The sequence below is a fragment of the Pseudomonas sp. AKS31 genome, from assembly GCF_023634765.1.
Taxonomy (GTDB): Bacteria; Pseudomonadota; Gammaproteobacteria; order Pseudomonadales; family Pseudomonadaceae; genus Aquipseudomonas.
The window spans coordinates 964,441-982,609 of sequence record NZ_JAMLFX010000001.1 but is presented as its reverse complement, the minus strand read 5'-3'; the positions used below and the strand labels follow the sequence as shown (position 1 = coordinate 982,609).

The following is an 18,169-nucleotide window of genomic DNA, read 5'->3' as shown; positions in this document are numbered from 1 at the left end:
TGATCAAACCAACACCCAACCCACCCGAAACCGACCTCGCCTCCCCCTACGAATCCCTCGATTCAAAAAAGCTCAACGACGCCGCCGAACGCGCCCTCGATCACTACCTCTGCCCACCTGGCTCTACTCCACCACCGCGCAAAACCCGCCGGATGTACGCGGTCACCGCCGACTTCAAAAATGAAGAGCTGCTGGCCGATGCCAGCGAAACGCTCGCCTCAGCCAGAACCCATGACTTCGCCCACCTCATCCCCGCGTCGCAACGCAGGACGCTGATGGGGATCGCGCAGCCGATCATGCTCGGCGAGTTGGCGGTGAATCGGGTGATGGATAATCTGGAATTACCGCAGTAGCGACACGCGATGATCGTTCCCACGCTCCTGCGTGGGAACGATCATAAAAAAACCGCCGCACCGTTGAATCGGGGCGGCGGTTTTTTCGTTTCAGCCGTGTTTGTGATGAGGGCGATCGGTTGCTCAATACCGGAGGATTTTTACTTTTCCATTCTTGCTCCTGGGCAATTCGAACTCGACCTCGCCGCCCACTTTGACGTTCGCCTGCCGGGCATCGGCCAATGGAATGCTGAACCGGTATTCTTTGGCGGTCAGAAAAAAACCCGTGGCTTCGGCAAAGGATAGGGATCGTCCCGATTGCTTCGGCTTGATGGTGCCTCTTCCGGTTTTTTCATCGTAGCTGCTGAAAATACCTTTCATTGCCTTGCTCCCTTGCACTCGATCACATGCCTGCGCCCGGTACGCGGCAGCACCTTGTATCAAACTGCAAAATCACGGCGACTGCACCTGTCAGAGTTGACAGTAATGGGAGATCTCAGACAAACGGCTGCACAGCAACGTCAGGAATCGCGGCGCAGGTCCGGCGGAATCGGCAAGTCGTCCTTGAGCGGATCCGGGCGCTTGCCCTTGCCGGCGCGGTACTGGCGGATCTGGTAGACGTAGGCCAGTACCTGGGCAACCGCCAGGTAGAGGCCGCCGGGGATTTCCTGCTCCAGTTCGGTGGAGTAGTAGATCGAACGCGCCAGCCCCGGCGATTCGAGGAGCATGACGTTATTGGCGACAGCGATTTCGCGGATCTTCAACGCAAGGAAGTCGCTGCCCTTGGCTAGCAGCACCGGTGCCCCGCCCTTCTCCGAGTCGTACTTGAGCGCGACGGCGTAGTGGGTCGGGTTGGTGATGACCACGTCGGCGTCGGGAATTGCCGCCATCATGCGCCGCTGGGACATCTCGCGCTGGGTCTGGCGAATGCGCTGTTTGACCTCCGGGCGCCCCTCCTGATCCTTGTGCTCGTCGCGCACTTCCTGCTTGGTCATCAGCAGTTTCTTGTGCGCTTCCCAGAGCTGCACCGGCACGTCGACGGCGGCGATAATGATCAAGCCGCAGGCCAGCCACAAGGTGCTCCAACCCACCAGCGTGACGCTGTGAATGATCGCCATTTCCAGCGGCTCATGGGCGATACGCAACAAGTCATCGACGTCCGACGACAACACCACCAACGCCACACCCAGGGTAATCAGAAACTTGGCCAGCGCCTTGAGCAGTTCGACCACAGCCTTGAAGGAGAACATCCGCTTCAAGCCCGCAGCCGGGTTCATCCGACTGAACTTGGGTGCCATGGAACCGGCCGCAAACAGCCAGCCACCGAGGGAAATCGGCCCGATCAGCGCCGCAAGCAACAACGTGATCATAAACGGCTGAATGGCCACCAGCGCCATCTGACCCGACTTCAACAGAAATGCGCCCATGGACCCCTGATCCATGATCACCTCGCGCGACAGCGTGAAGTTCAGGCGCATCAACTCCATCAGGTCTTCGGCCAGCATGCCGCCGAACACCAGCAGCGCACCGGCACCGGCCATGGTCACGGCGAGGGTGTTGAGCTCTTTGGAGCGGGCAATCTCACCCTTCTCACGGGAATCCTTTTTGCGTTTCTCCGTGGGGTCTTCTGTTTTGTCCTGACCGCTTTCGCTCTCTGCCATGACTCAGCGCGCCCGTGCCAGTTCGCGTAACAGCTGCAAGGCCTCGGTGGCCAGCGGCTGATACTGATTGAGAATGTCCGCCAGACCGACCCAGACGATAAACAGACCGAGGACCAGGGTCAGCGGGAAACCGATGGAGAAAATGTTCAGTTGCGGCGCGGCACGGGTCATCACGCCAAAGGCGATGTTGACCACCAGCAACGCGGTGACCGCCGGCAACACCAGCAACAACGCCGCCCCCAATACCCAACCGAGTTTGCCGGCCAGTTCCCAGTAATGCGCGGTCATCAGACCGCTGCCGACCGGTAGCGTGGTGAAGCTTTCGGTAAGGACTTCGAACACCACCAGATGGCCGTTCATCGACAGGAACAACAGCGTCACGAGCATGGTGAAGAATTGCCCGATCACCGCCACCGAGACGCCGTTGGCCGGGTCGACCATCGAGGCGAAGCCCATGCCCATCTGAATCGCGACGATCTGCCCGGCCACGGCAAACGCCTGGAAAAACAGCTGCAATGAAAAGCCCAGCACCGCACCGATGAGAATCTGCTCGGCAATCAGCAACAAGCCACTGAGATCCAGCGGGCTGACCGCCGGCATCGGCGGCAGGCTCGGCGCAATGCACACGGTGATGGCCACGGCGAAATACAGGCGCACCCGGCGCGATACCAGGGTGGTGCCGAACACCGGCATCACCATCAGCATCGAAGCGACGCGAAACAGCGGCAACATAAACGACGCCACCCAGGTACTGATCTGGGTGTCGGTCAGCTGAAGCAGCGATTGCATGGCTTAGCCGATGACCATCGGGATGTTTTTGTACAACTGGATGATGTATTCCATGAAGGTCTGCACGATCCACGGACCGCCGACAATCAGGGTCACCAGCATCACCAGCAGACGCGGCAGGAAGCTCAGGGTCTGTTCGTTGATCTGGGTCGCGGCCTGGAACATCGCCACCAGCAGGCCGACCAACAGGCTCGGCACCACCAGAATCGCGACCATTAACGTGGTCAGCCACAACGCTTCACGAAAGATATCGACCGCGACTTCCGGCGTCATGGCGAGACACCTCCGAAACTGCTGGCCAGGGTGCCGATGATCAGCGCCCAGCCATCAACCAGCACGAACAGCATGATTTTGAACGGCAGCGAGATGATCAGCGGCGACAGCATCATCATACCCATCGCCATCAGCACACTGGCCACGACCAGGTCGATGATCAGGAACGGAATGAAGATCATGAAGCCGATCTGGAACGCGGTTTTGAGCTCGGAGGTGACGAACGCCGGCACCAGAATGGTCAGCGGAGCCTGATCCGGGGTGGCGATGTCGGTGCGCTTGGACAGGCGCATGAACAGCTCCAGATCACTGGTGCGGGTCTGGGCGAGCATGAAGTCCTTGATCGGCACCTGAGCCTTTTCCACGGCTTGTTGCGCAGTGAGCGTTTCCGCCAGATACGGTTGCAGCGCGTCCTTGTTCACCCGGTCGAACACCGGGGCCATGATGAACATGGTGAGGAACAGCGCCATGCCGGTGAGGATCTGGTTCGACGGCGTCTGTTGCAGACCGAGGGCCTGACGCAGGATCGAGAAGACGATGATGATCCGGGTGAAACTGGTCATCAGAATCACGGCCGCCGGAATGAAGCTCAGGGCGGTCATGATCAGCAGGATCTGCAGACTGACCGAATACTCCTGCGCGCCATCGGCGTTGGTGCCCAGCGTGATCGCCGGGATCGACAACGGATCGGCGGCGAACGCCAGCGGCGCGGCCAGCATCAGGGCCAGCGTCAAGACGATGCGTAACGCACCCATTACTTCGTATCCTTCTGATCCTTGCCGAGAATCTTCAGCAGATGCTGGGCAAATTCCGGGGTCGCTTTCTCGCTGGTATTCGGCACCTCGACCGGCTCTTTGAGCACATGCAGCGCTGTGATGGTGCCGGGGCTGAGGCCGAGCAGGATCTGCTCGTTGCCAACCTGCACCAGCAGCAACCGGTCACGCGGCCCGAGCGCGCGCGAACCGATCAGCTCGATCACCTGGCCCTTGCCGGCCGGACCTGCCTGCTGCACCCGGCGCAGGAGCCATGCGAGGAAGAAGATCAACCCCAGCACCAGCAACAGGCCAAACACCAACTGCGTCAGTTGCCCGGCCACACCACTGTTGACCATCGGCGCGGTGGCGGCGGGCACGGTGGTCGCCGTCGACGGCTCGGCGGCCAGCACGCTCAATGGCAATGCCAGCAAAGCCCAGAGAAACCGCTTCACTCAGCGCAGCTTCTTGATGCGTTCGCTTGGGCTGATCACGTCGGTCAGGCGGATGCCGAACTTTTCGTTGACCACCACCACTTCACCGTGCGCGATCAGGGTGCCGTTGACCAGCACGTCCAGCGGCTCGCCGGCCAGGCGATCGAGCTCGATCACCGAACCCTGGTTGAGTTGCAGCAGGTTGCGGATGTTGATGTCGGTGCTGCCCACTTCCATCGAGATCGACACCGGGATGTCGAGAATCACGTCCAGGTTCGGGCCGTCCAGCGTCACCGGGTCGTTGTTCTTCGGCACGCTGCCGAACTCTTCCATCGGCAGACGGTTGGAGCTTGCGGCGCCAGCGTCGGCGGCCAGCAGCGCATCGATGTCAGCCTGGCTGCCATCACCGGTTTCTTCCAGGGCTGCAGCCCATTCGTCAGCCAGTGCCTGGTCGTCCTGGGCGTTCATATCGTCGTTCATCATTTGTCCTCGGCGGGCAAAAATTCAGTTAAATGCTTGGGGGTTGGAGCGCCGCTTCAGCGACGCTCGATCGGCTCGATCACTTGCAACGCGAGGTTGCCTTTGTGCGAGCCCATCTTGACCTTGAAGGCCGGCACGCCGTTGGCGCGCATGATCATGTCTTCCGGCATTTCGACCGGGATCACGTCACCCGGCTGCATGTGCAGGATGTCGCGCAGTTTCAACTGGCGGCGCGCCACGGTGGCGCCGATGGGTACGTCGACATCGAGCACGTCCTGACGCAGCGCGTTGACCCAGCGCTCATCCTGATCGTCGAGGTCGGACTGGAAACCGGCGTCGAGCATTTCGCGCACCGGCTCGATCATCGAGTACGGCATGGTCACGTGCAGGTCACCGCCACCGCCATCGAGTTCGATATGGAAGGTGGAGACCACGATCGCTTCGCTCGGGCCGACGATGTTGGCCATGGCCGGGTTCACTTCCGAGTTGATGTACTCGAAATTGACTTCCATGATCGCCTGCCACGCTTCTTTCAAATCGACGAAAGCCTGCTCCAGCACCATGCGCACCACACGCAGTTCGGTCGGGGTGAATTCACGCCCTTCGATCTTGGCGTGACGGCCGTCGCCGCCGAAGAAGTTGTCCACCAGTTTGAACACCAGTTTGGCGTCGAGGATGAACAGCGCGGTGCCGCGCAACGGTTTGATCTTGACCAGGTTGAGACTGGTCGGCACGTACAGCGAGTGCACGTATTCGCCGAACTTCATCACCTGCACGCCACCGACGGCAACGTCCGCCGAACGGCGCAACATGTTGAACATGCTGATGCGGGTGTAACGGGCAAAACGCTCGTTGATCATTTCCAGAGTCGGCATGCGTCCACGGACGATGCGGTCCTGACTGGTCAGGTCGTAGCTTTTGACACTGCCGGGTTCGGCAGCGTTATCGGTCTGTACCAGACCATCGTCGACGCCATGCAACAGCGCGTCGATTTCATCCTGGGACAGCAGATCCTGCACGGCCATGTCGTGTTCCTACTGCAGTACGAAATTAGTGAAAAGCAACTGTTCGATCACCACTTTGCCCAGCTCTTTCTGCGCCACTTCCTGGACGCTGGCGGTGGCCTTCTGGCGCAACATCTCTTGGCCGACCGGGGTCGCCAGGGTGGCGAAATCCTGACCGGAGAAAAGCATTACCAGGTTGTTGCGGATCACCGGCATGTGCACTTTGAGCGCTTCCAGATCGGCTTGATTACGCGCCAGCATGGTGATGCTCACCTGCATGTAGCGCTGACGACCGTTCTGGTTGTAGTTGGCAACAAAGGCCGGCGCCATCGGCTCGAAGATCGCTGGCTGCTTGCCCACAGGCGCCGCATCGGCGGCCTCGGCAGGCTTGCTCTGGGCGCTGTGCATGAAGAACCAGGTCGCCCCCACGGATGCACCAATGGCCAACAGCAACGCCAGCACGATCACAATGATCAGCTTGAGTTTGCCTTTGGTTGCGGGGTCTTTCACTGCTGCTGTTTCGCTCTTCGCCATGCCAATAATCCGTCACTAATCGGGTTTTCACAGTCGCACGGCAAGGCAAGAGCAAGTGTTATGCCAGAAGTGTCGGTGGTAGTGGAGACAACGCTGAAGTCAAAGGCACCCTCACCCCAGCCCTCTCCCGGAGGGAGAGGGGGCCGACCGAGGTGTCAGACGTCAAACATCGACCTGAAAGACCGAGTCGATTATGGATTCACTGCAGAAGTATCCGGTCGGCGTACTTCGCAAGCACCCCCCAATCAGTCCCCTCTCCCTCTGGGAGAGGGCTAGGGTGAAGGTTTTCAGGGGGCTGACCGAGGTGCAAGACATCAAACATCGACCTGAAAGACCGAGTCGATTATGGATTCACAGCAGAAGCATCCGGTCGGCATACTTCGCAAGCATCCCCCAATCAGTCCCCTCGCCCTCTGGGAGAGGGCTAGGGTGAGGGTTTTCAGGGGGCTGACCGAGGTGCAAGACGTCAAACATCGACCTGAAAGACCGAGTCGATTATGGATTCACTGCAGAAGTATCCGGTCGGCGTACTTCGCAAGCATCCCCCAATCAGTCCCCTCTCCCTCTGGGAGAGGGCTAGGGTGAGGGGCTCTTGATTTTGCTCAAGCGTAATAGTCGACCGCGCTGCTGCCGATCACGCTGGTGGTTTGAGCGGCGGTTTCAGCAATGGCGGCAGGCGCCAATTCGTCATCCGCCGAATCGAGGCGACCGCCGGCCGCGCTGGTGCGACCGCTCTGGCCTTGTTGCGCCTGCTCCTGACCCTGCTGCCCCTGCCAGCCACGGCTCTGGTCGGAGACATTGACGTCGACCTGGCCCATGCCCTGCTGGTTGAACATCTCGCGCAGACGGTGCATCTGCCCGTCCAGTGCTTCACGCACGCTTGGATGCGCGCTCATGAAGGTCACTTGCGTCTGTTGATCCGGAACCATGTTGACGCGAATGTCCAATCGCCCCAGTTCCGCCGGCTGCAACTGAATGTCCGCCGCCTTCAGATTGGCGCTCGACAGATACATGACGCGGTTGACCACTTCTTCGGTCCAGCCGCTCTGATGCATGGCGATTGGCTGGTTGACTGGCACGGCGTTGGCAGTCTTCGGCGTGGCCGCTTGCGTCAGCGCCGCCAGACGGTTGGCGAAGTCATCGACACGGGTATCGCTGGTCGCTGTCTTGAGATCTTTGAGGCCGTCGTCGATCAAGCCGCTGAATGCCTTCTCGCCACCCTGGCTGGTGCTGTCCTTGTCGGCTTGCACGTCGAGCATGCTGGCCATGCCGGCGGCGAAGGTTTGCGCGGAAGTCAATTCGCCGTCGGCCTGCGCCTGAGCCGGCGACGCTTTCGGTTGCGCCTGGCTGGCGGCGGAAATGTGCCCGCCCTGCTCCATCGCCATGCGCACGGCCGGCATCGAGTCGAGCGGGTCGGCCGAAGGGTCGAAATCGCTGTCGCTGGTCGGTGCCGGATCTTTGACCGTACCCGGCAGTGCGGCGAGCGCAGGGGTTTCGGTTTCAGGCTCGGCAGTGGCCACAACAGTCGGAGTCTGCACCACTGGCGCAGTCGCTACAGGTTGCACAGCGGTTGCCAACGCCGGATCGAGCGTCGGATCAACCGGCGCCGCATCTACGACTGGCGTCTGAGCGGTGTCATTGGTGTCGTCGTTGCTGGTGCTGCGGTCATCGGTCGCTGCGGTTTTGTAGGCAGGCAAGTCGTTGCCGCTATCGGCAACCGCCGGCTGCGCAGCGGCAGACGGATCTTTGCCGATGTCCTTTTTGCCGCTGTTGTCAGCGACTTTGTCGCGCGAAGATTTTGGCGAATTATCAGCGGTGACGACGGGCTTGTTCGACCCCTGATCGGCGAACACCTTGGCGAAGCTAGAGGCTTTATCCCCAGTGTCTACGGCCATAGCCGACGTTTTGGCCGAGGCGGCTTGCGCCTTGGCCTGAGCGGCGTTCTGAAGAAGGATGTTGGGGGTCGCAGGCATGAAACGGTCTCCGCTGCACTGGGATCGTAGGTACAGTTGCGGAGTTGACTGCAAGTGCCGGGCCAGTTTTGTCCGACGCTTGAGAAAAGCGCCGGACGGCGAGATCAATGAGTCAACGCGTGCTGTCGCTCATCTTCGTAAACAGGGCGCACATCGGCAAATTCGCCGCTGATCTCGGCGACCAGTTTGACGATTTCCGAAGGACTTTTATCTTTGGCCTCCGATTCCAGCTCCTGGCAGAGCGCCGCCAGGCGGACAGCGCCCATGTTGCTCGCGCTGCCTTTGAAGCTGTGAGCTACTTCCGACAAAACCCTGGCGTTGTCTGCCTTTCGCAGCTCAACCAAGCGATTTTCGGAATCCGCCAGAAAGGTATCCAGAAGCTCCGGATAACCCTCCTCCATGACTTCGCGCAGTACGCTCAGCGCCTCGCGATCAATATGTGTGTCAGTCACTTGTTCACTCCTTGATCAAGAATTGCCCGGATTATGCCTCAACCTCCCAGGAAAACTCCACGCAGGCACTACGACCTTCGTCCGACCAACTGGCGTTATGCCCCAATTGCCGGACCAGACTGACGCCGCGCCCCGACAAACGGACACCGTCAAGGGGCCTTTCCATGACCCGCGCCACATCAAAACCCTTGCCGCTGTCTTCGACGCGAATCACCAACCGGCCACCCTCGCCTTGTGGTTGCACCTGCAGATGCACCCGGACAAAACCATCCTGCAGCGCCTCCAGCCGATCGTTGCGCTGCTGATAGTAGCGAGCGAAACCTGCCGCATCGCGCTTGAGACTGGAATCCAGACCCAGCACGCCGTGCTCCAGCGCATTGGAATACAACTCGGCCAGTACGCTGTACAAAGCGCCACTCTGCCCCCGCAGCCCGTGCACCTCCAGCAGCAACTGCAACAAGTAGGGCAACGGATTGAAACGCTTGAGCGTGGCGCCACGGAATTCGAAGCTCACCGACCAGTCGAGCGGACACGATTGGCCGCTGTCGGAATACACCGGTGCCAACGGATTAACCTGCGCCGGCTCCAGCAGGCTGACCTCGACCATGCTGACATCGTCGCGCGCCTCGCCGCGAAAATCCCGCAGCGCCTGTTCGATATCTTCGAACAAGCGATCCGGCTCGCGATTGGCGGCGAACACCTGCTGCAAACGCTCGACGCCGAACAGTTGATCACTGGCGTCACTGGTGTCGATCACGCCGTCGGACAACACGAACACCCGATCACCGACGGCCATTGGATGGACTTCCGTACGGTCATCGAACGCCTGCGCGCTCAACACCCCCAACGGCAAGTGCCGTGCGGCCAACGGCACGCGCTCACCCGTGGCAATCCGGTGCAGATAACCGTCAGGCATGCCGCCGTTCCACACTTCGACCGAACGCCGCTGAAAACTCAGGCACAGCAACGTGGCACAACAGAACATGTCCACCGGCAGGATGCGTTTGAGCTTGGCATTCATCTCGCGCAGGGTTTCGGCGAGGCCGTAGCCCTTGGCGGTCATGCCGTAGAACACCTCGGCCAGCGGCATCGCGCCTACTGCGGCCGGCAGGCCATGGCCGGTGAAATCGCCCAACAGCACATGCATGTCACCCGCCGGTGTGTAGGCCGCGAGCAACAGATCGCCGTTGAACAAGGCATAGGGCGATTGCAGGTAACGGATATTCGCCGCACTCAGGCAACCAGAGTGCGCGACCTTGTCGAACACCGCTTTGGCCACGCGTTGTTCATTGAGCAGGTAATCATGGTGTTTGGCGATCAGGTCGCGCTGTTGCAAGACCGTTGCCTGCAAGCGGCGCAAGCGATCCATCGCCTTGATTTTGGCGGCGAGGATCACCTGGTTGTAGGGCTTCGCCAGAAAGTCGTCGCCCCCAGCCTCCAGACAACGGGCCAGCGCTTCGCTTTCCGTCAGCGAGGTGAGGAAGATGATCGGCACCAGCGTCTCGCCCGCCAGCGCCTTGATCTGCCGCGCCGCTTCGAAGCCGTCCATCACCGGCATCATCGCGTCCATCAGCACCAGATCGGGTGGCTGCCGGCGAAACAGATCGACCGCTTCGGCACCGTTGGCCGCCGTCAGCACTTCATGGCCCTGGCGACGGACGATGGTCGACAACAGCAGCCGATCGGCGGCGCTGTCTTCAGCAATCAGGATAATCAGCGGCTCTTGCGCCAGCATGGGCGTCATCTGATGTCGAAGAGTTTGTCGAAATTGGAAATCGCGAGGATTTTCTTCACATCGGAACTGCTGTTGACGACGCGGATATCCGACTCATCGCCACCGGCGTGATCACGCAGCAGGAGCAGCATGCCCAGTGCGGAGCTGTCGAGGTAGGTGGCCTCTTTCAGGTCGACCACGATGGAGTGGGGCTTCTTGGCAAGATGCTCATAGGACTCGCGAAACTCCTGATGGCGACCGAAATCGAATCGCCCCTTGACCGAGATCGTGAGTTTTTGACCATCCGGAGAGACTTCTGTAACGACTGACATTGACTGGCTTCCTTGTCATTGACGAACCTGTACAAGGTTTAGCACTTGCACAGAGTTGCAGCAAGGTTAGAAACCAGATCAAGAGATCGCAGCCTTCGGCAGCTCCTACACCGATCCCCTGTAGGAGCTGCCGAAGGCTGCGATCTCTTGATCTTGTTTTAGAACGGATTCTGGCGGGGCAAGCGCTGCGACAACTCATCGAGCAGCTTCTGCTCGCGTTTGTCTTCGAGGCGTTGCGCCTCTTCGCGATAGCGCTGCACCAGTTTGCGCAAACCTTCGACCTTGGCGAAGGCCTGCTGCCATTCCTCACGGGCCTTGTCGAGCTTGTTCTGGTGCCAGACCAGGCTCTGCCGCTGCTGATCAACCGCAGTGTCGAGTTGCGCCAGAAAGCCCTGAAAACCGAGCAGCCATTGCCCGGTCACGCCGGTGCTGCCGCGCACGATCCATTGCTGCGAGTAATCCAGACGGAAGGCATTGAGGTCGGCCAGTTTGCTTTCCGCGACTTTGACCTGGCCCTGAAAATAGCCCAGCCGTTGCACGGCGGTCTTCTCGGCCTTTTCGGCCATGTCCACCACCGGTGCCAGGCGCGCAGCGCGGCTGACGGCCATGGCCGGTTACCCGCCCGCCGCAGGGGCGAACAAGGTCTCGAGATAGGCCTGGCTTTCACCCATGTTGATTTTGTCGTTGAGGCCCTGACGCTGGTAGCGGACCAACTGCGGTTGCAGGGAAATCGCCAGATCGGTCTCGCGGTCGCCGCCGGCAACGTAGGCACCGACGCTGATCAGATCGCGGCTCTGCTGATAGCGCGACCACAACTGTTTGAAGTATTGCGCGCGCTGCATGTGCTCGGGCGAAACCACCGCTGGCATCACCCGGCTGATCGACGCTTCGATGTCGATGGCCGGATAGTGCCCTTCCTCGGCCAGACGCCGGGACAGCACGATGTGACCGTCGAGTACGCCTCGGGCCGAGTCGGCAATCGGGTCCTGCTGGTCATCACCTTCAGACAGCACGGTGTAGAACGCGGTAATCGAACCACCTCCCTTCTCCGCGTTACCGGCACGTTCAACCAGTTTCGGCAACTTGGCGAACACCGACGGCGGATAACCCTTGGTTGCCGGCGGTTCGCCGATGGCCAGGGCGATTTCCCGCTGCGCCTGAGCGAAACGGGTCAGCGAATCCATCAGCAGCAGGACGTTCTTGCCCTTGTCGCGGAAGTACTCGGCGATTCGCGTGCAATACATGGCGGCGCGCAAACGCATCAGCGGCGCATCGTCCGCGGGCGAGGCGACCACCACGGAGCGCTTGAGGCCTTCTTCACCGAGGATGTGCTCGATGAATTCCTTAACTTCTCGACCCCGCTCACCGATCAGGCCAACGACGATAATGTCAGCCTCGGTGAAGCGGGTCATCATGCCCAGCAGCACGGATTTACCGACACCGGTACCGGCGAACAAGCCCAGACGCTGACCACGACCGACCGTCAGCAAACCGTTGATGCAACGGATACCGACGTCCAGCGGCACGCTGATCGGGTCACGGTTGAGCGGGTTGATCGTCGGGCCGTCCATCGGCACCCAGTCTTCGGCCTTCATGCCGCCCTTGCCGTCCAGCGCACGACCGGCGCCGTCGAGGACGCGCCCGAGCATGCTCATGCCCATCGGCAAGCGGCCGGTTTCAGCCAGCGGCACCACGCGGGCACCGGGAGCGATACCGGCGACACTGCCGACCGGCATCAGGAAGACTTTGCCGCCGGAAAACCCCATGACTTCCGCTTCGACCTGGGACGGGTGATAGCTGTCGTCGTTGATCACCAGGCAGCGCGTGCCCATGGCGGCGCGCAGGCCTTCGGCTTCGAGGGTGAGACCGACCATGCGCAGCAGGCGACCTTCAAGAATCGGCGCGCCGGCAATCTCGGTGGCCTCAGCGTAAGTGCTCAGACGCTTGGCGAAACTGGTGCGTTCAAGGCGCATCGGAGTCGTCCGCGAGCGGCTCTTCAGGTGCGGCCGCCGGTTTTACGTCTTCCGGAATGTCCAGGCTCAGATCCGCCTCGGCCGGGTGCAAAGCCTGTTCGTGCAATTGATCGAACAGTTTGGCCATGACCTGAGCAACGCGGGTTTCGATGCTCGCATCGATACGGCTGTGCTCGGTTTCCACGCGGCAACCGCCGGGCATCAGCGCTTCGTCTTCGACGATGCGCCAGGTTTCCTCATGACGCTCGCGCAGGGCTTTGGCCTGTTCGAAGTCCTGCGGATTGACGTACAGGCGCACGTTGTCGACGCCCAGCGGCAACAGCTTGAGGGCGTCGCGCATGACGTGTTCGATCTGGCTGGAATCGATGGCCAGTTCGCGCTTGATCACTTGTTTGGTGATGTGCTGCACGAGGTCGACCAGCGACTTTTCGATCTGGGTGTCTTGCTCGGCGATCGGCTCGAACAGGTTCGCCATCAACTGCTCGAGGCTGGCCAGCTTCGCCGCCAGCGCCACTTCAGCTTCCTGACGGACCTTGAGCGTGGCGCTGTGAAAACCTTCTTTCTCGCCGATGCCGAAGCCTTCGTTGTAAGCCTCCTGACGGATGCTTTCGAGTTCTTCCAGGGTCAGTGGCTGGACTTCTTCCAGCGGCACTTCTTCCATTTCCGGCGGTTCAGGTTCCGGTTCAGGCTCGGGTTCCGGCTTCGGCGGGTCGAAGCTGGGCATGGCCCAGGATTCGAAACCACGGACATCACGGGCACGGATCAGATCCGTCACATCGTCGTCGTGCTTGTCCATGGGCTTAGATCATTTCCTCGCCGCCCTTGCCACCGAGAACGATTTCTCCGGCTTCGGCCATACGGCGGGCGATGGTGAGGATTTCCTTCTGCGCCGTTTCGACGTCGCTGACGCGCACCGGACCTTTGGCCTCGAGGTCGTCGCGCAACAGTTCGGCGGCACGTTTGGACATGTTCTTGAAGATCTTCTCTTTGACGCCTTCGTCCGAGCCCTTGAGGGCCAGTACCAGCACGTCCGAGGACACTTCGCGCAGCAACGCCTGAATACCACGGTCGTCAACATCGGCGAGGTTGTTGAACACGAACATGAGGTCTTCGATCTGACCGGACAGGTCTTCGTCGACTTCGCGGATCGAGTCCATGAGCTGGCCTTCGATCGAGCTGTCGAGGAAGTTCATGATGTCCGCCGCGCGCTTGATGCCACCCAGGGTGGTGCGCGAGGCATTCGAGTTGCCGGAGAACTGCTTCTCGAGAATCTGGTTGAGCTCTTTCAATGCTGCTGGCTGCACGGTGTTCAACGATGACACGCGCAGGATGATGTCCAGACGCACCTTGTGGTCGAAGTTGCCAAGCACTTCACCGGCCTGATCCGGGTCGAGGTACGCGACCACGATCGCCTGAATCTGCGGGTGTTCGTAACGGATCACGTCGGCAACGGCGCGCGGCTCCATCCACTTCAGGCTGTCGAGGCCGCTGGTGTTGCCGCCGAGCAGGATGCGGTCGATCAGGCCGTTGGCCTTGTCTTCACCCAGGGCCTGGGTGAGCATTTTGCGCACGTAGTCGTCGGAACCGACGCCGAGGCTGGTCTGGTCGCCGACGATGTCGACGAACTCGCTCATCACCTGTTCAACCTGCTCGCGATGGACGTTGCCCATCTGCGCCATGGCCACACCGACCCGCTGAACCTCTTTCGGGCCCATGTGACGCAGCACTTGTGCGGCATCGGTCGAACCCAGGGACAGCAGCAGAATCGCGGCTTTGTCGACCTTGGTCAGTTTGACGGTAGCGGCTCGGTTATCACTCATCTGCGTTAATCCACTCTTTCACGACCTGAGCCACGCGACCCGGGTCTTCAGCTACCAGACTCTTGATTGCATTCAGTTGCGCGTCATAACCCTCACTTGGGCTCGGCAACAGAATGCTCTGCGGACCACCGAGGCTTACGCGGTCGTTGGCCAGGTCGCCGTCCAGGCCGCCCATGCCACCGAGTTCCACGTCGCTGCCCAGACCGGCCAGCTCCTTGCCTTTGCCGCCGCCGGTGATGTTATTGAGCACCGGACGCAGCACACCAAACACCAGCACCAGGATGAACAGCACACCCAGCACTTGTTTGACGATGTCCCAGAACCATGGCTGGGAGTAGAACGGAATATCGGCAATCACTTCGCCGCGCTCGGCGGAGAACGGCATGTTGATCACGCTGACGCTGTCGCCACGGCTGGCGTCGAAACCGACCGCGTCCTGAACCAGACGAGTGAAGCGCGCCAATTCGTCGGCGCTCCACGGTGCACGGGTGGTTTCGCCGTTGGCCGCGTTGACCTTGACCTGATCATCGACCACCACCGACACCGACAGACGATTCAGGCGACCCTGCTGCTGTTTGGTGTGGCTGATGGAACGATCAAGCTCGAAGTTCTTGGTCGATTGTTGACGCTTGTCGGCCGGGTACGGCGCGAGCATCGGCTGGCCGGTGGCCGGGTCCATGATCTGCTGACCGTTGGCATCCACCAATGGCTGACCCGGCTGAATCATGCCGGCCGGCGCTGCGGCGCCACCAGTGGTTTGCGGTGCCGAGGCCGGCGACGGTGGCTGGTTGCTCAGGGCACCCGGCACACCTTGCGGGCCATTGCTGGCGGTGCGTTGTTCGTTGACCGACTGCTCGCTGCGCAACGCCGGTTGATCCGGATTGAACTGTTCGGCGGTCGATTCGACGGCGCTGAAATCGACGTCGGCCGAGACTTCAGCCTTGTAGCGATCGTTGCCCAGTACCGGTTGCAGAATGTTGTGCACGCGTTGAGTGAGCATGCTTTCCATGCGACGGCTGTAATCGAACTGCTTGCCGGCCATGGTCATTTCGGAGTTTTCCGCCTGATCAGAGAGCAGGTTGCCCTTCTGGTCGACGACGGTGATCTGCGACTTGCTCAATTCAGGAACGGAGGTGGCCACCAGGTTGATGATCGCGACCACCTGCCCCGGCTCCAGCGAACGACCGCTGTACAGCTCGACCAGAACCGAAGCACTTGGCTTGCGTTCATCACGCACGAACACCGAACTCTTCGGGATCGCCAGGTGCACGCGGGCACCCTTGACGTTGTTCAGGCTGGAGATGGTCCGCGCCAGCTCACCTTCCAGGCCGCGACGATAACGCGTCGCTTCCATGAACTGGCTGGTGCCCAGACCCTGTTCCTTGTCGAGGATTTCGAAACCGATGTTGCCGTCGCTGGGAGTGACACCAGCGGCTGCGAGCTTGAGGCGCGCGCGCGACAGATCATCGGCCTTGACCAGCAAGGCGCCGGAGTTCGGTTCGACGGTGTAAGGAATGTCGGCAGAGGCCAGGGTGTCCATGACCTGTTTGGCGTCCATGCCGGCCAGGCTGCCGTACAACGGACGGTAATCCGGCTGCTGCGACCACAGCACCACGGCAAAGCCAATCGCCACGCTCGCAGCCAGGCCGACCAACAGGCCCACCTGACGCAGCATGGTCATCTCGGAGAGGTTTTCCAGGAAGGACAGGCCGAACAGCGGCGGTTTGCCGTCTATCGGGGTGGCCTTGGCCGGAACGTTATCGGCGACTGCTTCTGCCATGACTCAATCTCGTCCTTAAACCGGCATCTGCATGATGTCTTGGTAAGCCTGAACCAGCTTGTTGCGCACCTGGGTCAGAGCCTGGAACGACACGCTGGCTTTTTGCGAAGCGATCATCACGTCCGTCAGGTCGACGCCGCTCTTGCCCACTTCAAATGCGTTGGCCAACTGAGTCGACGCCTGCTGGGTATCGCTGACCTTGTTGATCGCCTGACCGAGCATGTCGGAAAAGCTGCTGCCCGCCAGTTCAGGGACAGCGGTCGTCGATTTCGGTGCAGACATGGCATCCAGCTTCATGGCCTTCATGTCTGTCATCAACCGATTAAATTCAATACCTTGGCTCATGGTCTACTCTCTTGGGCGGCCCGCAATTTTTTGACACTCACTCGGCGGGTACACAGGTATTAGCAACAAGGGTGCCAGCTCATGGGCACCCCTTTCAGAAAAGCATTTTCAAATCGTTGCGTCAGACGTCAGGTGGCGAACAGATAGCCTTCGACGTCCATCCCGGCATCGCGCATTTGCGCCAGTTTGTAGCGCAGGGTGCGCGGGCTGATGCCGAGCTTTTCTGCGGCTTCCTTGCGTCGTCCACGCTCGGCGCGCAGGGTATCGATGATCATCTGAAACTCCCGGCGGCGCAGGTCATCGCCCAGGGCGCCGGCCGAATCCGCTTCGATTTCCACCTCGCGAAGCACCGCTGACACTGGCGCGGCGACGGGCATCGCGGTGTACGTCACGGGACCCGCCAGACAGAAATCCTGCGGCTGAATCAAACCGCCCTGCTGCAAGATCAACGCACGCTGAATGGCGTTATCCAGTTCACGCACATTGCCTGGCCACGGGTAAGCGGTCAGGCACACTTGCGCCTCAGGCGAGAGTTTCGCCGCTGCGTGCTTCATTTTATTGACGTGTTTGGCCAGCAACCTTTCGGCCAGCGGCAGGATATCGGCAGTGCGCTCGCGAAGTGGACGCCAGGCCAGGGGAAAAACCGACAGGCGGTAAAAAAGATCTTCGCGGAACCGCCCCGCCGCCACTTCGCCCGCCAGATCGCGGTTGGTGGTGGCGACCACGCGAATATCCAGAGCAATCGGTTTACGTGCACCGACGCGCTCGACCTCGCGCTCTTGCAAGACGCGCAGCAATTTGGCTTGCAGACCGAGGGGCATTTCGGAGATTTCGTCGAGCAACAGCGTGCCGCCGTCGGCTTGTTCGAACTTGCCAGCCTGCGCGGCAATGGCGCCGGTGAACGAACCCTTTTCGTGGCCGAACAATGTTGCTTCGAGCATGTTGTCCGGGATCGCCGCGCAGTTGATCGCAATGAACGGCTGGCTGGCGCGGTGGGATTGCTGGTGAATGTAGCGCGCCAGCACTTCTTTACCGGTGCCGGATTCACCGGAGATCAGCACTGTCGAATCGCTGCGCGCCACCCGCGCTGCCAACTCCAGCAATTGCGCACTGGCCGGCTCGACTGCCACCGGGCCTTCGCCGTCGCTTGTGCCAATGCTGCCCAGCGCATGCCGCGCCACCAGATCCAGCAACGCCTTGGGCTCAAACGGTTTGACCAGATAGTCGGCCGCGCCCTGACGCATTGCATCGACGGCACGCTCGACCGCGCCGTGCGCGGTCATCAGCAACACCGGCAATTGCGGTTGGCGGGCACGCAGCAGGCCGAGCAATTGATGGCCGTCCATACCGGGCATGTTGACGTCACTGACCACCAGACTGAACGCCTCGCGCGCCACCGCCGTCAGCGCATCTTCAGCGCAACCGACCGCGTGGTAATCGTGGCCGGCCAGCAACAACGTATCGGCCAGCGCCTCGCGCAACGAGCGGTCATCCTCGACCAGCAAAACCTTGATGCCCATG

General features: G+C 60.8%; 21 protein-coding genes. 1 reads left to right on the top strand and 20 read right to left on the bottom strand.

Annotated features, from left to right (window positions below; genetic code table 11):
• Positions 1–353, top strand: a 353-nt coding sequence (locus M9827_RS04470) for a DUF6124 family protein (RefSeq protein ID WP_284676739.1), incomplete at its 5' end; no start/stop codon positions are given.
• A 123-nt stretch (positions 354–476) separates the two neighbouring features.
• Here the strand turns inward: M9827_RS04470 and M9827_RS04465 are convergent.
• The 20 genes from M9827_RS04465 to M9827_RS04370 all read right to left on the bottom strand — a co-directional run bounded on the left by M9827_RS04465 (position 477) and on the right by M9827_RS04370 (position 18,168).
• On the bottom strand, positions 477–713 hold the full coding sequence (locus M9827_RS04465; protein ID WP_250603765.1) for a hypothetical protein: 237 nt from the start codon (positions 711–713) through the stop codon (positions 477–479).
• Between the two features lie 140 nt (positions 714–853).
• A complete protein-coding gene (flhB, locus tag M9827_RS04460; protein WP_250603763.1) occupies positions 854–1,993 on the bottom strand; it encodes a flagellar biosynthesis protein FlhB in 1,140 nt (379 codons plus the stop codon).
• A 3-nt stretch (positions 1,994–1,996) separates the two neighbouring features.
• Entirely contained in the window at positions 1,997–2,782 is a 786-nt protein-coding gene (gene fliR / locus M9827_RS04455) for a flagellar biosynthetic protein FliR (RefSeq protein ID WP_250603761.1), read from the bottom strand.
• A 3-nt stretch (positions 2,783–2,785) separates the two neighbouring features.
• On the bottom strand, positions 2,786–3,055 hold the full coding sequence (gene fliQ / locus M9827_RS04450; protein ID WP_041072975.1) for a flagellar biosynthesis protein FliQ: 270 nt from the start codon (positions 3,053–3,055) through the stop codon (positions 2,786–2,788).
• Complete coding sequence (gene fliP, locus M9827_RS04445) at positions 3,052–3,810, bottom strand: flagellar type III secretion system pore protein FliP (protein WP_016984314.1); 759 nt, start codon at positions 3,808–3,810, stop codon at positions 3,052–3,054. Before fliP ends, fliQ begins: the two co-directional genes overlap by 4 nt.
• Positions 3,810–4,262, bottom strand: a complete 453-nt coding sequence (gene fliO, locus M9827_RS04440; protein WP_123452734.1) for a flagellar biosynthetic protein FliO — start codon at positions 4,260–4,262, stop codon at positions 3,810–3,812. The genes fliP and fliO overlap by 1 nt, the downstream gene beginning before the upstream one ends.
• Positions 4,263–4,721 carry a flagellar motor switch protein FliN gene (gene fliN, locus M9827_RS04435; protein WP_123452732.1) on the bottom strand — a complete coding sequence of 153 codons (459 nt, stop codon included), beginning with the start codon at positions 4,719–4,721 and terminating at the stop codon, positions 4,263–4,265.
• A gap of 56 nt (positions 4,722–4,777) precedes the next feature.
• Positions 4,778–5,746: a flagellar motor switch protein FliM gene (fliM, locus tag M9827_RS04430; RefSeq protein WP_003222890.1), complete on the bottom strand. Its 969-nt coding sequence runs from the start codon at positions 5,744–5,746 to the stop codon at positions 4,778–4,780.
• Between the two features lie 9 nt (positions 5,747–5,755).
• Positions 5,756–6,259 carry a flagellar basal body-associated protein FliL gene (gene fliL, locus M9827_RS04425; protein ID WP_007920033.1) on the bottom strand — a complete coding sequence of 168 codons (504 nt, stop codon included), beginning with the start codon at positions 6,257–6,259 and terminating at the stop codon, positions 5,756–5,758.
• A gap of 602 nt (positions 6,260–6,861) precedes the next feature.
• The gene (locus M9827_RS04420) at positions 6,862–8,232 is read right to left on the bottom strand and encodes a flagellar hook-length control protein FliK (RefSeq protein ID WP_250603759.1); all 1,371 of its coding nucleotides are present in this window, start codon (positions 8,230–8,232) and stop codon (positions 6,862–6,864) included.
• Between the two features lie 104 nt (positions 8,233–8,336).
• On the bottom strand, positions 8,337–8,684 hold the full coding sequence (locus tag M9827_RS04415) for an Hpt domain-containing protein (RefSeq protein WP_250603757.1): 348 nt from the start codon (positions 8,682–8,684) through the stop codon (positions 8,337–8,339).
• Positions 8,685–8,715: 31 nt separating this feature from the next.
• Positions 8,716–10,419 carry an ATP-binding SpoIIE family protein phosphatase gene (locus M9827_RS04410; RefSeq protein WP_284676738.1) on the bottom strand — a complete coding sequence of 568 codons (1,704 nt, stop codon included), beginning with the start codon at positions 10,417–10,419 and terminating at the stop codon, positions 8,716–8,718.
• Between the two features lie 5 nt (positions 10,420–10,424).
• Positions 10,425–10,730, bottom strand: a complete 306-nt coding sequence (locus M9827_RS04405) for an STAS domain-containing protein (protein ID WP_250603753.1) — start codon at positions 10,728–10,730, stop codon at positions 10,425–10,427.
• A gap of 158 nt (positions 10,731–10,888) precedes the next feature.
• On the bottom strand, positions 10,889–11,338 hold the full coding sequence (gene fliJ / locus M9827_RS04400; protein WP_250603751.1) for a flagellar export protein FliJ: 450 nt from the start codon (positions 11,336–11,338) through the stop codon (positions 10,889–10,891).
• 6 nt (positions 11,339–11,344) lie between these two features.
• Positions 11,345–12,703: a flagellar protein export ATPase FliI gene (gene fliI / locus M9827_RS04395; protein WP_116254413.1), complete on the bottom strand. Its 1,359-nt coding sequence runs from the start codon at positions 12,701–12,703 to the stop codon at positions 11,345–11,347.
• Positions 12,693–13,499 (bottom strand): flagellar assembly protein FliH, encoded by an 807-nt coding sequence (fliH, locus tag M9827_RS04390; protein ID WP_250603749.1) that lies wholly within the window; start codon positions 13,497–13,499, stop codon positions 12,693–12,695. The genes fliI and fliH overlap by 11 nt, the downstream gene beginning before the upstream one ends.
• Before the next feature lie 4 nt (positions 13,500–13,503).
• Positions 13,504–14,523 carry a flagellar motor switch protein FliG gene (fliG, locus tag M9827_RS04385; RefSeq protein WP_016771079.1) on the bottom strand — a complete coding sequence of 340 codons (1,020 nt, stop codon included), beginning with the start codon at positions 14,521–14,523 and terminating at the stop codon, positions 13,504–13,506.
• Complete coding sequence (gene fliF, locus M9827_RS04380) at positions 14,516–16,303, bottom strand: flagellar basal-body MS-ring/collar protein FliF (protein WP_250603747.1); 1,788 nt, start codon at positions 16,301–16,303, stop codon at positions 14,516–14,518. The genes fliG and fliF overlap by 8 nt, the downstream gene beginning before the upstream one ends.
• A gap of 15 nt (positions 16,304–16,318) precedes the next feature.
• The gene (gene fliE / locus M9827_RS04375; protein WP_123452716.1) at positions 16,319–16,648 is read right to left on the bottom strand and encodes a flagellar hook-basal body complex protein FliE; all 330 of its coding nucleotides are present in this window, start codon (positions 16,646–16,648) and stop codon (positions 16,319–16,321) included.
• A gap of 128 nt (positions 16,649–16,776) precedes the next feature.
• Entirely contained in the window at positions 16,777–18,168 is a 1,392-nt protein-coding gene (locus tag M9827_RS04370) for a sigma-54-dependent transcriptional regulator (protein WP_250603744.1), read from the bottom strand.
• Position 18,169: the final 1 nt, after the last annotated feature.

Excerpts from the sequence above, each read along its gene's own strand:
- fliF (WP_250603747.1), bottom strand. The coding sequence starts at position 16,303 with ATGGCAGAAGCAGTCGCCGATAACGTTCCGGCCAAGGCCACCCCGATA.
- fliP (WP_016984314.1), bottom strand. The coding sequence starts at position 3,810 with ATGGGTGCGTTACGCATCGTCTTGACGCTGGCCCTGATGCTGGCCGCG.
- fliR (WP_250603761.1), bottom strand. The coding sequence starts at position 2,782 with ATGCAATCGCTGCTTCAGCTGACCGACACCCAGATCAGTACCTGGGTG.
- fliN (WP_123452732.1), bottom strand. The coding sequence starts at position 4,721 with ATGAACGACGATATGAACGCCCAGGACGACCAGGCACTGGCTGACGAA.
- fliQ (WP_041072975.1), bottom strand. The coding sequence starts at position 3,055 with ATGACGCCGGAAGTCGCGGTCGATATCTTTCGTGAAGCGTTGTGGCTG.
- M9827_RS04410 (WP_284676738.1), bottom strand. The coding sequence starts at position 10,419 with ATGCTGGCGCAAGAGCCGCTGATTATCCTGATTGCTGAAGACAGCGCC.
- fliG (WP_016771079.1), bottom strand. The coding sequence starts at position 14,523 with ATGAGTGATAACCGAGCCGCTACCGTCAAACTGACCAAGGTCGACAAA.
- fliE (WP_123452716.1), bottom strand. The coding sequence starts at position 16,648 with ATGAGCCAAGGTATTGAATTTAATCGGTTGATGACAGACATGAAGGCC.
- M9827_RS04405 (WP_250603753.1), bottom strand. The coding sequence starts at position 10,730 with ATGTCAGTCGTTACAGAAGTCTCTCCGGATGGTCAAAAACTCACGATC.
- flhB (WP_250603763.1), bottom strand. The coding sequence starts at position 1,993 with ATGGCAGAGAGCGAAAGCGGTCAGGACAAAACAGAAGACCCCACGGAG.
- fliI (WP_116254413.1), bottom strand. The coding sequence starts at position 12,703 with ATGCGCCTTGAACGCACCAGTTTCGCCAAGCGTCTGAGCACTTACGCT.
- fliH (WP_250603749.1), bottom strand. The coding sequence starts at position 13,499 with ATGGACAAGCACGACGACGATGTGACGGATCTGATCCGTGCCCGTGAT.
- fliM (WP_003222890.1), bottom strand. The coding sequence starts at position 5,746 with ATGGCCGTGCAGGATCTGCTGTCCCAGGATGAAATCGACGCGCTGTTG.
- fliJ (WP_250603751.1), bottom strand. The coding sequence starts at position 11,338 with ATGGCCGTCAGCCGCGCTGCGCGCCTGGCACCGGTGGTGGACATGGCC.
- M9827_RS04465 (WP_250603765.1), bottom strand. The coding sequence starts at position 713 with ATGAAAGGTATTTTCAGCAGCTACGATGAAAAAACCGGAAGAGGCACC.
- M9827_RS04420 (WP_250603759.1), bottom strand. The coding sequence starts at position 8,232 with ATGCCTGCGACCCCCAACATCCTTCTTCAGAACGCCGCTCAGGCCAAG.
- M9827_RS04370 (WP_250603744.1), bottom strand. The coding sequence starts at position 18,168 with ATGGGCATCAAGGTTTTGCTGGTCGAGGATGACCGCTCGTTGCGCGAG.
- fliL (WP_007920033.1), bottom strand. The coding sequence starts at position 6,259 with ATGGCGAAGAGCGAAACAGCAGCAGTGAAAGACCCCGCAACCAAAGGC.